General features: G+C 49.2%; 15 protein-coding genes. 11 read left to right on the plus strand and 4 right to left on the minus strand.

Going from position 1 to position 13901, the window contains the following annotated elements:
• Nucleotides 1-66: 66 nt before the first annotated feature.
• Genes EJP77_RS15690 through EJP77_RS15730 form a run of 9 tightly spaced genes read left to right on the plus strand, consistent with a single transcriptional unit; the run spans nucleotide 67 to nucleotide 8591 of the window.
• Entirely contained in the window at nucleotides 67-1590 is a 1524-nt protein-coding gene (locus tag EJP77_RS15690; protein WP_127200187.1) for a glycosyltransferase family 4 protein, read from the plus strand.
• 57 nt (nucleotides 1591-1647) lie between these two features.
• Entirely contained in the window at nucleotides 1648-2739 is a 1092-nt protein-coding gene (wecB, locus tag EJP77_RS15695; protein WP_127200188.1) for a non-hydrolyzing UDP-N-acetylglucosamine 2-epimerase, read from the plus strand.
• The gene (locus EJP77_RS15700) at nucleotides 2732-3718 is read left to right on the plus strand and encodes a polysaccharide biosynthesis protein (protein WP_127200189.1); all 987 of its coding nucleotides are present in this window, start codon (nucleotides 2732-2734) and stop codon (nucleotides 3716-3718) included. The genes wecB and EJP77_RS15700 overlap by 8 nt, the downstream gene beginning before the upstream one ends.
• A complete protein-coding gene (locus tag EJP77_RS15705; RefSeq protein ID WP_127200190.1) occupies nucleotides 3715-4551 on the plus strand; it encodes a dTDP-4-dehydrorhamnose reductase family protein in 837 nt (278 codons plus the stop codon). Before EJP77_RS15700 ends, EJP77_RS15705 begins: the two co-directional genes overlap by 4 nt.
• Nucleotides 4538-5449, plus strand: coding sequence for an NAD-dependent epimerase/dehydratase family protein (locus tag EJP77_RS15710; protein WP_127200191.1), 912 nt, complete (start codon nucleotides 4538-4540; stop codon nucleotides 5447-5449). Before EJP77_RS15705 ends, EJP77_RS15710 begins: the two co-directional genes overlap by 14 nt.
• Entirely contained in the window at nucleotides 5446-6162 is a 717-nt protein-coding gene (locus EJP77_RS15715; RefSeq protein WP_127200250.1) for a glycosyltransferase, read from the plus strand. Before EJP77_RS15710 ends, EJP77_RS15715 begins: the two co-directional genes overlap by 4 nt.
• 51 nt (nucleotides 6163-6213) lie before the next feature.
• Nucleotides 6214-6801, plus strand: a complete 588-nt coding sequence (locus tag EJP77_RS15720; protein WP_127200192.1) for a class I SAM-dependent methyltransferase — start codon at nucleotides 6214-6216, stop codon at nucleotides 6799-6801.
• 36 nt (nucleotides 6802-6837) lie between these two features.
• Nucleotides 6838-7560: a glycosyltransferase gene (locus tag EJP77_RS15725; protein WP_127200193.1), complete on the plus strand. Its 723-nt coding sequence runs from the start codon at nucleotides 6838-6840 to the stop codon at nucleotides 7558-7560.
• Entirely contained in the window at nucleotides 7557-8591 is a 1035-nt protein-coding gene (locus EJP77_RS15730) for a glycosyltransferase family 4 protein (RefSeq protein ID WP_127200194.1), read from the plus strand. Before EJP77_RS15725 ends, EJP77_RS15730 begins: the two co-directional genes overlap by 4 nt.
• A gap of 52 nt (nucleotides 8592-8643) precedes the next feature.
• On the opposite strand, the gene EJP77_RS20720 is transcribed toward EJP77_RS15730, so the two are convergent.
• Entirely contained in the window at nucleotides 8644-8805 is a 162-nt protein-coding gene (locus tag EJP77_RS20720; protein ID WP_185897371.1) for a hypothetical protein, read from the minus strand.
• Nucleotides 8806-8814: 9 nt separating this feature from the next.
• Nucleotides 8815-10041: a glycosyltransferase family 4 protein gene (locus EJP77_RS15735; protein WP_127200195.1), complete on the minus strand. Its 1227-nt coding sequence runs from the start codon at nucleotides 10039-10041 to the stop codon at nucleotides 8815-8817.
• 167 nt (nucleotides 10042-10208) lie between these two features.
• Here EJP77_RS15735 and EJP77_RS15740 point away from each other — a divergent pair, with 167 nt between their 5' ends.
• Nucleotides 10209-10559: a hypothetical protein gene (locus tag EJP77_RS15740; protein ID WP_127200196.1), complete on the plus strand. Its 351-nt coding sequence runs from the start codon at nucleotides 10209-10211 to the stop codon at nucleotides 10557-10559.
• Nucleotides 10560-10609: 50 nt separating this feature from the next.
• On the opposite strand, the gene EJP77_RS15745 is transcribed toward EJP77_RS15740, so the two are convergent.
• Nucleotides 10610-11020: a hypothetical protein gene (locus EJP77_RS15745; RefSeq protein ID WP_127200197.1), complete on the minus strand. Its 411-nt coding sequence runs from the start codon at nucleotides 11018-11020 to the stop codon at nucleotides 10610-10612.
• Between the two features lie 168 nt (nucleotides 11021-11188).
• Nucleotides 11189-12256, minus strand: a complete 1068-nt coding sequence (locus tag EJP77_RS15750; RefSeq protein ID WP_127200198.1) for a glycosyltransferase family 4 protein — start codon at nucleotides 12254-12256, stop codon at nucleotides 11189-11191.
• Nucleotides 12257-12450: 194 nt separating this feature from the next.
• Here EJP77_RS15750 and EJP77_RS15755 point away from each other — a divergent pair, with 194 nt between their 5' ends.
• The gene (locus EJP77_RS15755) at nucleotides 12451-13779 is read left to right on the plus strand and encodes a YhcN/YlaJ family sporulation lipoprotein (protein ID WP_127200199.1); all 1329 of its coding nucleotides are present in this window, start codon (nucleotides 12451-12453) and stop codon (nucleotides 13777-13779) included.
• The last annotated feature ends 122 nt before the right edge of the window (nucleotides 13780-13901 follow it).

A 13901-nucleotide genomic window follows, 5' to 3' on the forward strand; every position in this document is an offset into this window, starting at 1 on the left:
ATGAACTTTAGGTATAGACGGAGGTGAACCGTTCCTCTTCGGTTAAGCGAAGGAGAACCTATAGCGATGGGGAATAAAGCGAAGCTGCTGCTGTTCTCGCATGTGAGTAATACCCGAAGTATTACGGGTGCTGAGAAGCTGCTGCTGCTATTTTGCCAAAAACTGTCTCCTTACTTTGAATGTGTTCTGGTTGTCCCCCAGGAAGGGCAGCTGACCAAGCGGGCCAAACAACTCGGATTAAGAACAAAGATACAAGCTTATTCACTGCTTCATGAAATGTATACCCCGGCAGCCAATCTGGATAAAGAAGCGGAACGGCTGAGAAACAGTCTGGGATGTCAGAGATTGGCCGAGATGATACGTGACGAGCAGCCTGACTTTGTCCTGACCAATACCTGTGTAAATATTCTGCCTGCCATGGCAGCCTCTTCTCTAGGTATTCCGGTTATCTGGAACATTACAGAGACCATGGTCATCAATGAATACACCCCGCTGGCTATAAGCTTGATTGATAAGTACAGCAGATGGATCACAGGCATTTCTGAATCTTCGGTCTCCGTATTTCAAGGCACAGCTGCAGCTGAGAAAGTGGGGATTCTATTTCCCTCTTGGAATCCGGAATCGGTTCATCCACAGCAGTGGGAACAGATCCGTGAAGGCAAGCGGGCGGAGCTGGGGCTTCGTCCAGATCATCGGTTGATCGGATATATTTCTTCTTTTTTGACACAGGAAAAAGGTTTGGAGCATTTCATTGATATGGCACTGTCCTTATGTATAGTCGATAAGAATGTTCACTTTCTCGTGATTGGAAGGATTATAGACCAGGAGTTCTACGCCAAATGTCTATCTAAAGTGAACGTCTCGGAATATAAGGCCCGCTTTACTTTCGTAGTCTTCGAGGAATCGGTGGAGGCTGCCTATTGTGCCATGGATATTGTGGTTGTGCCAAGTCTCATGCCGGAAGGATTCGGGTTAACGGCACTCGAGGCTATGACTTATGGGAAGCCGGTTGTCGCCTATGCTTCAGGCGGGCTTCAGGAGATTCTGGAGGTAGCTGGTTCAGGGTATTTGCTGGCAGAAACAGGGAATACCCATCATCTGGCTGATAGAGTAAGGCTGCTGCTGAGTGATCCAGTACTTTCAGCCAGAACGGCGGCTATGAATCTGCAGCGGGTGAATGAAGTGTTTGGACCCCAGGCCTTTGAAGAGAGGCTCAGGCAGTTGTTGATTCAGTGGTCTCTGCACCATCCGGATCTTGTTCAGCTCGAAGAAGGCGTGAATGGTCTGCGCTGTATCTCACTTAAGCCGTCTAATGTGAAAGCACCGGAGCCGGGAGTTGAACAGTTCAGCAATGCAGCGAAATCTGTGCGCAGGAAGAGAAAGCGCCGTAAGCTGGGGCTTCGCCGAAGACACGAAGGGAAGAGCAAAGCACTGCGGGCAAAGCGGAGAAGGGCTCTAAAAAGTGGTACCCACAGGAGGAAATCCAGAGTGGGCCGGCCCGTCAAATCGGCTAACAAGCGTTCAAGAGGCAGATTGAGAAGTCTGTCCAGCACCCATAAACGTAAGAAGCGGTCTAAAAAGACGGCTTAATTCAGCTGGAACGGCGAGGGTGCTGTGAATCGTCCGAGTAGAAAAGGAGTTGAGCACATGAGGATTATGACGATTTTGGGAACACGTCCTGAAATCATTCGGCTAAGTTTGATTATTCCCATGCTTGACCGATATGCCGAAAAGCATATTTTGGTGCATACGGGTCAGAACTTTACCTCCAGCCTAAGCGAAATTTTCTTCACTCAGCTCGGTCTGCGTTCTCCTGATTATGTGCTGCAAGATCGGCAGGCTTCCCTTGGTGGGCAGCTCTCCGCCATGTTCCTGCAAGCCGAAGCGATCCTTGAGAAGGAGAAACCTGATAAGGTGCTCCTGCTCGGAGATACGAACAGTGCCTTGTGTGCGATACTCGCAGAACGCATGGGTATCCCAGTCGTGCATATGGAAGCAGGCAACCGATGCTTTGATCTTGATGTACCTGAAGAGAAGAACCGCAAGGTGATTGATGCCATTTCTACAATTAACATGCCCTATACCGAGCAAAGCAAGAGGCATTTGGTTCAGGAGGGAGTACCGAGCAACCGGATCGTGCTGACCGGCAATCCCATCTACGAAGTTATGAAGCACTATGAGGCACAGATATTAGGCAGTGACATTTTGAAGAAGCTAGATGTTAAGCCAGGAGACTATTTCCTGGTTACAACTCACCGGGCTGAGAATGTGGACCGTCCGGAGCATCTGCTTGAAATCATGAAGGGCCTTAATAAGGTAGCTGAAATTTATGGCCGCAGGTTAATCTGCAGTCTGCATCCTCGAACAAAGTCACGTATAGAGAAGGACTTCACGCTGCAGATGAATCCACTCGTTGAATTTCATGAGCCGTTCGGATTCTTCGATTTTGTTCACTTGGAGCGGCACACCTTGTGCGCGCTGACGGACAGCGGTACCGTTCAGGAAGAGTGCTGCATTATGCATGTGCCGACGGTGACGCTCCGCAGGACAACTGAACGTCCCGAGACTGTCGATTGCGGCAGCAACATTATCTCTGGAATGGATGCGGACCGCATTGCGGATTCTGTAAGGCTGATGACGGAAATGGACCGCAATTGGGAATGCCCTGAAGGTTATTTGGCAGATCATGTTTCGGAGAAGGTAGTTAAATTCTTGCTTGGAGGGAAACAGCATGTTTAATAATCAAGTCATATTAGTCACAGGCGGGACCGGCTCTTGGGGGTATGAGTTGATCAAGCAGTTGCTCCCACAGCAGCCCAAAGAGATCATTATATACTCCAGAAGCGAATCGACCCAGGTAGCCATGAGCCGTACCTTTGAAGATGATCGTCTGACTTTCCGTATCGGTGATATCAGGGACAAGGAGGCGCTGACAGCAGCCTGCAAAAATGTCGACTATGTGTTCCATCTAGCGGCGCTGAAGCATGTACCGGTCTGTGAAGACCAGCCTTATGAAGCGCTGAAGACGAACGTGATCGGCACCCAGAATGTGATTGATGCCGCGATGGATAATGACGTGAAGAAAGTGATCTATATTTCCACCGACAAGGCTGCAAATCCGTCCAATTTCTATGGGATGACCAAGGCTATCGGAGAGAAGCTTATTGTCTACGCGAATCTGCTTCCTACCCGTACGAAGTTCGTCTGTGTCCGCGGCGGCAACGTGCTTGGAACGAACGGCAGCGTTGTTCATTTATTCATGAACCAGATTGAGCAGAAGAGACAGGTCAGAATCACGGATTTGAAGATGACCCGGTTCTTTCTTACCCTGCCTGATGCGATCAAGCTTCTGTTCAAAGCTTCAGTAGAGAGCCTAGGCGGAGAAATATTCGTGATGACTATGCCGACATGCAAAATTGTCGATCTTGCCGAGGTGCTGATTGAAGCCTCTGGCAAGGAAAATGTAGAAATCATCGAGACAGGAACTCGTCCAGGTGAGAAGATACATGAAATTCTTATGAGTGACTTCGAAAGCCAGACTACCGTCGTCTACGACGAAGAATATTTAGTGATTCTTCCTACGCTGAACATTCCAAATTTGAAAGAGTTTTACCAGCATTCCCCGCGGGTATCCTTCTCAAGCTTCAGCTCCGAGAAGAATCTTATGACCAAAGAGGAGATAAAAGACATCCTCATACGGGGAGGTTTCTTGTCATGAAGCTGCTCATATTTGGCGGAAGTGGGATGGCCGGTCATCTGCTGGTCCGCTACTTCAAAGAGCAGGGCAAGCATCAAGTGTTCTATACAACCCGGAACCTTCAGGATCCGCAGGGCCTTGTCCTTGATGTGAACGACTTGACCACCGTAGAGAAAGCGGTGGAGATCGTCCGGCCGAATGTGATCATTAATGCGGTGGGGGTTCTGAACCAGGCTGCAGAGACGGACAAAATCGGGGCTTACCACGTCAATGGCTTCCTGCCTCATCGGCTTTGGCGTGCGGCTGAGTCCATAAACGCCCGGTTGATTCATATCAGCACAGATTGTGTCTTTCTGGGCACCCGCGGCAAATACACGGAGGAGGATGAGCCCGACGGAACTTCCTCTTACGCCATAACGAAGGCGCTGGGAGAGATTCGGAGTAAAGGCCATCTGACGATCCGCACCTCGATCATCGGGCCGGAGATCCGTCCCTCGGGTATTGGTCTTCTCGGATGGTTCCTGAGTCAGACTGGGGACGTGTCAGGTTACCGGCGTGTGCTGTGGAACGGAGTGACTACGCTTCAACTGGCTAAAGTTATAGATGCCTCACTTGATTCGGAGCTCTCCGGTCTTATTCATCTGGCCCATCCGGATACGGTCAGCAAGTATGAGCTGCTGCATATGTTCAAGGAGACTTGGAACAAGACAGATATCCGTATTATCCCCTCTGATGAGCCTGATCTAGATCGGACCCTGGTATCCACCCGCCCTGACGTCAAATTTAAACTTCCCGCCTATCCTGTGATGCTGCGGGAGCTTGCAGAATGGATGAGTCGTTATGAGCCAAATTAATGTGCTTATTACAGGCGCGGCCGGATTTACCGGCCGTCATGCCTGTCGTTACTTTGTAAATAAAGGCTATCACGTCACTGCCGCCGTCCGTAATACGCCTAGGCAGGGTGAGCCGGGTGTGGAGTACATCAAATGTGATCTTACCAACAAGGAGCAGGTTCGGCAGTTGGTCAAGCGGGCTAATCCCCGGTATGTTCTACATTTAGGCGGGAAGAACTCTGTGCCGGAATCCTGGGGAGAACCCTTGTTATATATGGAGAGCAACATTATGGGAAGCTTGTATCTGCTTCAGGCACTTCGCGAATCAGGGTGTGCAAGCCGTGTTCTTGTTGCCGGCTCCCGGCTCAAGTTCGAACTTAGCGTGCCTTTGGATCCGACACATCCGTATGCACTAAGCAAATCGATACAAGAGATGGCTGCTTTGTCTTGGGGGAAGCTGTTTCATCAGGACGTGCTGGTCGCCGAACCGGGCAATTTGATAGGACCAGGCCCTTCCACCGGTATATGTGCGCTGCTCGCCAAGTATGTCGTGAACGCCGAGCAGGGGGAACATCAGAAGCCTTTTCGTCTATCCTCGGCTGAAGAACGAAGGGACTTCCTGGATGTCCGGGACGCCGTTGCCGCATACGAGGTGCTCCTTCTGCATGGGGAGACCGGGAGTGTTACCCCGGTATGTTCAGGTCTGGAGCGCAGACTTGGCGAAGTGGCAGATCTTTTTAAATCGTTATCAACTGCAGAAGTCGCTATTGAAGCCGGAAATGCCCCAGGGAGCGGTGCTGATGAAGCTGTACAGCCTCAGCGTTTATGGGAACTGGGATGGAAGCCGGAATATGCCTGGAAACAGTCCCTGGGCGATATTCTGGACTATTTTCGGGTGGAAAGGGCGGAGTGGCTGTGAATCCAAAGGTATCAATCCTAATTCCCTTTTATAATTGTCCTTATATTGCGCAGGCGATCAAGAGTGCCCTGAAGCAAACTTATGACAATATCGAAATTATCGTGGTGGATGACGGTTCTACAAGCTATACGAAGCTGATCAAACCTTACATGAAGAGTGTCTATTATCTAGGAAAAGCCAACGGGGGCACAGCAACGGCTCTGAATCACGGAATTCAGCATGCATCGGGAGAGTATATTGCCTGGCTGAGCTCGGATGATTTATTTTACAAAAATAAAATTAAGCATCAGGTCCAGTTCATGAAGCAGACGGGGGCTTCAATCTCATTTACGAATTTCAATTATATTAACCAACATGGGGCGGTAACCCGCCACGGGGCAGGGGGCGATCCGCTTACCCCACTTCAGCTGTACAGCAGCTTCCTTAACAGCAATCCGGTTAATGGGTGTACCGTGATGGCCCGCCGGGATTTGTTCGGGCAGATCGGTCTATTTGATGAGAGTCTGACCTACACACACGATTATGAGTTCTGGATGCGGGCTGTACTGGCGGGGCTGTCGCTGCCCTATTTGAATGAGAATCTGACTGCTTACCGCTGGCACACCGGTATGGGCACGCTTCGTCATAGTGCAGTCATTGCCGGGGAAATAGAGTTTGTCCGTTCCCGTTATTCGGAGCAGCTTAGAAATCTCATATCTATTACGCCGTCTTAAGCTCCAACTCTCCAGTTTCGGATGACGGACCGAGTCGAAGGGGGAAAGTGTATGTATGAAGAGACCGAGGAACCCCGCTTTATATCGGCACTCCGGGAGCGGCTGAGGTTCGCTGACAGCGTGCTGGATATCGGCTGCGGGATCGGTGCCATGTGGGATCATTATGACAGCAAAATCATCATTGGGGTGGATATCCACCGGGCCTACTTGGAGCACCTGATCCATCTTCCGCGCCGGGCTATTCCGATTCATGCAGATGCCACACGAATAGGTGAACTGTTCATGCCGCACTCCATTTCTGCAGTGACGCTCATAGACTCACTGGAGCATTTTACGAAAGAGGATGGGCTTAAGGTTCTGAAGGATGCGGAGAATATTGCAAGAGACCAGGTTATTATATTTACGCCGCGTGGTTTCTTCCCTCAGGAGGGAGTAGATAACTACGGGCTGAGCGGGGAGCAATATCAAAAGCATTATAGCGGCTGGGAGAGCGATGAATTGCTTCAGCTCGGATATAACGTGAAAGTATTTAAGAACTTCCATCACGCGGAGAACCGTTCATTTGTGGAAGCCTACGGGGTGGATCATCCGCCTGTCGATGCGATCTTTGCTTGGAAACTGATGAAAGGTAAGGACTAATATCAGTAAAACAAAGCGGGAAAGTGGTGCTATGACATGAGTGCTCAACCTAAAGTGTCGATCGTGATCCCATTTTATAACTGCGAATATATCGATCAGGCCATCGCTAGCGCACTTGCTCAGACCTACAAAAATATCGAAGTTATCGTTGTGGATGATGGGTCCACGCAGTACCGGCATTTATTAGAACCGTATAAAGACAAGATCCGTTACTTCTATAAGCCGAACGGAGGCACGGCCAGTGCCTTGAACTATGGCATCACGAAGTCCACTGGAGAATACTTTGCATGGCTCAGCGCAGATGACCGTTATGTTCCGGAGAAAGTTGAGCGGCAGCTTGCCTTTATGGATAGGGTTGGTTCGATTGCGAGCCATACAGCCTATTATTATATTGATGCATCTGGTAGCCGGACGGGGGAAATTCACGCTAATTTTACTACTAAGAAGGAATTTTATGAGACGCTGCTCAGCGGGTGTCCTATAAATGGCTGCAGTGTCATGCTGCATATGTATATTTTCGAACGCATTGGGATGTTTGATGAACAGCGCCGCTATACCCATGACTATGATCTATGGCTTCGACTTCTGCAGCATTTCGATTTTCACTATCTGGATGAAAGTCTGCTTGAATACCGGGTACATGGAACAATGGGGACGCTGAATCACTGGGATGAGATTCAGCAGGATATGCTGGTCATACAGAGCAAGTATGGGAGTACCCTGCGAACCTTGATTGAGAAAGAGAGGGGCCGGGGATGAAATTTACTTTTCCCATTGTAACGCTATGTCATGGCGGGGCTCAGCGAATGCTCGCCGAGATTACGAACGGACTTATTGGTCTTGGCCATGAAGTGACGATTGTTATGCCCAAACAAGGCGTTGTAGAGTATGAGGTTCGTTCCCACATCATCCAGACGGGGAACATGGACCTGTACGCAGAGGACTTTCCTCAAAGCGATGTCATCGTATCTAACTTCTACACAACGGTTGCCTGTTCGCAGGCGGCAAGCGAGATGGGCAAGGGGGTTCATATCCGGCTGTCTCTATGCTATGAACCGGCATTCCTTTATGACAATCATCTCTCCTTTCCCACTTATCATATGACAAACAATCTGCTGGTTCTCTCCGAATGGCAGCAGGATCTAATCCAGCTTCTGCATGGGATCAAGGGGCATATTGTCCCGATTGGAGTCAGCCCCTATTTCCAGAACCTCCATATCCGGGAACAGATAGCGGAACCACTAAATATCTCTGCCATACTGAGAAGGATCGAGAGTCAATTCTCCTGGCATCGCGAGCAAGACTACTTAATCTCCCAGCTTAACCTGGTTCAGGCTCGTCACCCTGAAGTAATCATCAATCTTATCTGTCCTCCCCAGGAGTTTCAAGAATCTCCTAACCTGCAGGGACTCCGGGATACCGGAAGATACCGGATTCTGACTCCTGCGAATGATGTTGAGCTGCGTTACCATTATAACCACACGGATATATTCGTCAGCTCCGGTACTTACGATGCGGGATCCCTACCAGGCCTGGAGGCTATGCGGTGCGGGGCTGCACTAGTCACGGTATACTCCGGCGGGAACTTAAAGTATGGACGACATGAGCGGAATTGCTTAATGTCCTACCGGTATGAGAACCGTCTGGCACAGGATATAATCCGGTTGGTTGAGGACCCGGTTCTCCGTAAGTCCCTGGCACGTGAAGGTGAGCGGGTATCTTATGAGTACACCTGGGAGCGCAGTGTAGAGGCTTTTCAGCAGGCTGTGAATGAGATTATATGGCGGTAAAATAGAAAAACAGCCAATTCTATGGCTGTTTTTCTTTGGTTGTTACATGCTGCTATTCGATCCAGCTCATCACCTTGGGATCGGGTATTACATAATTGTCCGGCAGGTTCTCCATAATTGTATTTAATACGAAATAACTTACAGCCATACCTGACGATCCAGCAGGGTATAGAAACCACGCATTGTACAAGTCACTAGGTACTTTCAATTCCATTATTCGTTCTTAACCTCCTGTCAGTTCTTGATAGACCCGCCAAGTTCCCTGATACATTTGAGCAAGCGTTCGGTTCCTGAAGACCCACTGGCTAGCATGATATCCAAGAGTGCTTCTCTCCCCGGGATTACTAAGTAGACGGCTGAGCTGAGCGCATAATGAGGCAGGGTCCTCGGGAGCGAACAATAATCCAGTGACGCCTTCCTGGATCATTTCGGGCATTCCCGTGGTATTCGCAGCGATGGAAGCGACTCCGGCAAGTTGTGCTTCTGTCAGTGAGAAAGGCTGGGTATCCTGAAGGCTCGGCTGGACATAGATATCCGCCTTTTTGAGAGCTGAGGGGATATTATCAATCACACCCAGAAACTCTACCTCCCGGTCGATTCCCAGTTCTACGCAGCGGTTTTGGAGCTGCGTAAGCATGCCGCCATCCCCGATAATCCAGCACTTCCAATCGCTGCGGGTTCTGCTTAGAAGCCCAAGAGCTTCTATAAGTACCTGGACGCCCTTCACGTATTCGAGCCGCCCCGTATACATGATGAGCTTCCTGTCAGGATTTTTTGCCTTGGGGAATTCTGCGGACGACTGAGCCAGAAAGGCAGGAATATCTATTCCGTAAGGTACCTGGCGGATCTTCGCCGCAGGGATTCCGGACTCTACAATCAGGCCCTTGATCCAACCAGAACTGACAAGTATAAGGTCCGAAGCTTCCGCTCCGAGATACTCCAGCGAAGCATAATGCTTACCGTAGGTTCCTGAACGAAATTCGGTCCAAGTGAGCTCGGGATGGAAGGAACGGGAGTCATGGTAACCTTCCCTTGCCAGGGAACCGTGAAAGCTAACAAGCAGTGGAATCGGACTGCGGAGGATTCTTCTAATACTGAGCGCGGCGATAGGATCTTGGGCGTGGATTAAATCATAATGATTCACGCCAAGCGCTGCGGCACCCATCTCAAATGCATACCGGTCACTCTCGATGGCCATAGCTTGGGGGCATCCATGAAGCTGCGGAAGCGGTGCACCCGCCAGATTCTGGCGAATCAAGGGAAGAACCGAGTCTTTAGAGAACCGGCGATTCTGTCCCGCCACATATACGGAATTGGTGCCTAGGTCTGTACCCATCAGGTCCACTTCATGCCCGTGAGTTCTCAGACGATCTGCGAGTTGATTCATGTAAGTGCGTATTCCGCCCATACTTGTTAACCACCAATAGGTCACGAGTAATATTTTCATCATGAATCCTCCTCTGCACTTGAAGGGGTATCTCAGTTTATTTTATGTACCGATCACTCTAAGGTACGAGACGGGGAACAAAAAGGGCGCTGGATCCGCAGTTCTCTTGTCCGCCGGGGTCCAAACTGACACGACAGACCATCATATACTGTCACAAAGGAGGAGGTACGGTGGCTTACTATACTTTTACGATGAACAGGAGTCTGCTGGAGGGCCATAACATTCACCTGATGGATATTGTTATCGCGAACTCTGGGGCACAGACCTATGATGTCTATTTGGATGCACAAGATTCCAGGAACGAATTGTTCAGGTTTCTTTACCGAATTGGTCCAGCTAGTTCACCAAATGGAAGTGCACTAATTCAGAATGTGGGGATCTACAATGATCCTATTAATCTACGTATTATAACGAACAGGTTCACACCGGGTCATTGTGTGGTCAGAATGTACCTGAAGAACGAATATGGTGTGGTGATCGGTGTACTAAGTGAATATCAACTTCATAAATTGGCTGATTAGCATGAATACAGGATACCCGGGGGGTATCCTGTATTTTGATACATAATAAGTCAGGATGCGGTTAGAGAGAGACCTGAGAAGATAACTGGTCCAATTACGTTCGCGAGGTTGAGCTCGATTGGGTTGGTGATGGATACAACAAGAGTATAGGCATAGTAACCCTGGGGAACATTTGTATCTACGAAGCTAAAGCTTACATCATTAAAAGCATTGACAGCAAGGCCGCCGGTCCGGATAGTGAAGATTTGCGAACCGTTCCGAAGTATGGTGAAGAGTAAATCGGGAACGCCCAGCGTTGTCTGCAGACCTACCGTGGCATTAATCAGCGCTTGTCCTCCTTCAGGAACGAAGAGACCATATTCACTCAATACATTTTGCTGGGGGGCACCCAGTATAGGCACATTAATCGATTGACTTAACGATGCAGCAATACTTTTTCCGAAATCTATAACTTGGACCATTTTATCCATCACCTCTATATTATTTGAACTACACTATTAATTTATGATGGTTTCTACAAAATGATTGGACCAACAGTAGGTTACAAACGTGGCATTATTACAGAAAAAGAGCCCTGGCAGGACTCCTCCAAGGCTGGCTCCATATTTTATTAGATAAGCTTAGTGAAACTAACTGATATCGAGACAGTTCATCATCTGAATGAAGGACATGGCATAATTTGCTGGGGAAAAAGATTCTGTGATTAGCCGAATGCCCTGCTCGCATATATACTGTCTTAACGGAAGATTGCGCATCATATCCAGCCCTTCACTTACAGCTTCATCAATATTTCCAAGCCTGTAAAATTTACCGGTCTGATTATGCTTAATGAAAGATCTTACTCCGTCGGAATCTGTACTCACTACCGGACAGCCGCAGGCTATGGCTTCACCTACCGCATAACCGAATCCCTCCACCATGGACGTGGATAATAGAAATCCCCCTGAATTGGCTATCATCGAGTATTGATTCGGCATTTGGTTGTGTGGAACGTTGGATACTGTCTGTAAGCGGGTTAAATTTAAGTTAGCTACCCATTTCTTGAAATTATATTGCTCTTCCGGTGCAGCCAGTGTCTCGTCTGTGAGCATTCGCAGTTCAAGATTAGGTAATCTTTGCGAGAGACGATGGGCGATAGCCAAATACTCGACCCAATTCTTATTCTTCTCCAGCCGTCCTACCCATCCCAGGATGGGGTGGGAAGAGACCCCGATATCGCGGGGATGAAATACAGCGGTGTCCACCATGTTCATTATAATGAATTGGCGCAGCCAAGGGCATACCTGGTTGAACAGTTCGATAAGGTGGGAGGTGGGGGGAAGGACCACAGCCTGGCAGTAGGATTTGAGGTAAAAGGAGGCGTCTTCCACTAATCTGTGTGCCTGCTCCATCGTTCCAAATCCTTGAGCTTCAAATATAATGGGGCCTGGAAATTGAAGCCGGCGAAGTCGCTCGGTCATCAAATAGTCGGAAGTAACGACAATGGCATCAAACTTCTGAGCCTCTAAGATTTGCGTGATGTCTTCATCATAATTTGTAACGTAAGTTGGGGTATCTGTAATATTTTGAAGCCCGGAACCGGGGCTTGTATAGAGCAGGTGTCCTTCAACACCATATCTACGCAGGGTTTCACAACGGAGTCTGTTCAAAGTCTCGACTCCGCCGCTTGGAACATAAAAGGTAAACAAAATTTTCATGTGCTCATCCTCCCGCAGAGGTTCTAGAGATACTAGAATATGGTATGAAAGCCTATTGATTATGGTGTGGGTATATATAACGGCCAAATTTATTCCCTGCTAAATCTTAACTGAATACACACGCACAGCAAGGCACATTCTAATCCCTGTTAGTCCTTATTTATTAACTAAAAGTGATGATGGGGGATGAATTCATGCGTGGAGGAAAGGTTGTTAGCTTAACATTATCGGCTGCCCTTCTTGCTGGTATGGTTGGGATTACAGGTTGTGGCAAGAACCCGAATAATAACAATAACTTTCGTACCCAGAATGCGAAGACAGGGAATCGTTATGACTTGAATTCGGTACAGAACAACCGCATTATGGGCCTGAAATACAGCCCGGTACTGAGCAACAAGGTGTCTTCGCTGAGCCAAGTCAGAACTGCACAGGTTCTGGTCACTGACCGTGACGCTTATGTAGCCGTGACCCTTCATGGACCACATGGAACTTCAGGTGCGGGATACAGCGCCAAGAGCGTAACTCCGGGAGGAAGCCGTACTGGAGCTGATGGTCTGGGCCATGGCATCGGAAGATCCGGTGTTGCCGGAAGTCTCCTGGATGCAGTCCGCGGGGGAACTTACGGGTCAAGTGGAACAGGCGGTACCCGTACTTACGGTACGTATGGTGCCGATGGCAGAGGAGCAGGAACCAACATGGGAACTGGCTATTATGGCGGTATGAACGGAGGACTATCCGGTAACTCCTATTACTCTTACGGAGGTGGCAGCGGTCCAAGATCCTCCGCGGGCACAGGCTTTGGTTATGCCCCTGGAATTGGCGGCACAAATACGAATGCTACCGGAATGAATGGGAACATCATGAACAGTAGAGGGATGGGCACAACTACTGGGAATGGAACCATGAATACGAATCATCCAGGTTTGAATGGAGCCAATAACTTCAGCAGCAACGGGCTGGACGCCAATGGGCTTCGTTCGAATAGCTTGAGAGGCACGAATGGAAGCTACATGAACGGCACTGGCGGGACTACAGGTGGCTATGGTACTGGCGGTTCCTATGGAACTAACGGAAATACAGGTACCTACGGAACCTATGGCACGAATGGTACAACAGGGCTCAATGGAACTAACGGAACAACCGGTTCCTATGGAACTCATGGCACGAGCGGCAGCTATGGTACGAATGGTACCGGTCCACTGGATACTATCCCGCAATCGCTGAAGATTGAAATCGAGGGCAAAATCAAGGCTTCCGCGCCGCATATCCAGAATGTTCATGTCTCCGGCCATCCTGAGTTTGTATCCCGCGTCAGCGGTTATGCAACACAGTCCCAGGGCGGACAAATGCTTCGCGGCGTCGAGAGTGATTTCAGCTCGCTGATTCAGCGTATCTTCCCGTCCCGTGCCGGAACGATGACCGGTCCAAGCGGTTATACGCCAGCTCCGCGTAATACCAATGGAATCGGAAATACGACGAATGGTCCATCCACAAATGGTTACTCAGGCGGAACTACCCGCTAAGCTGATCTGACAACAAATAGGCGTGATAAAAGAACTGGGCAGCGGGTATCCATGAAGGATATCTGCTGCCCAGTCTTTATGCTGTTTGCGGCGGTTCAGGACGAAAATGCGTGTTCAGTTCA

It is taken from the genome of Paenibacillus zeisoli, from assembly GCF_003994465.1.
Classification (GTDB): domain Bacteria; phylum Bacillota; class Bacilli; order Paenibacillales; family Paenibacillaceae; genus Fontibacillus; species Fontibacillus zeisoli.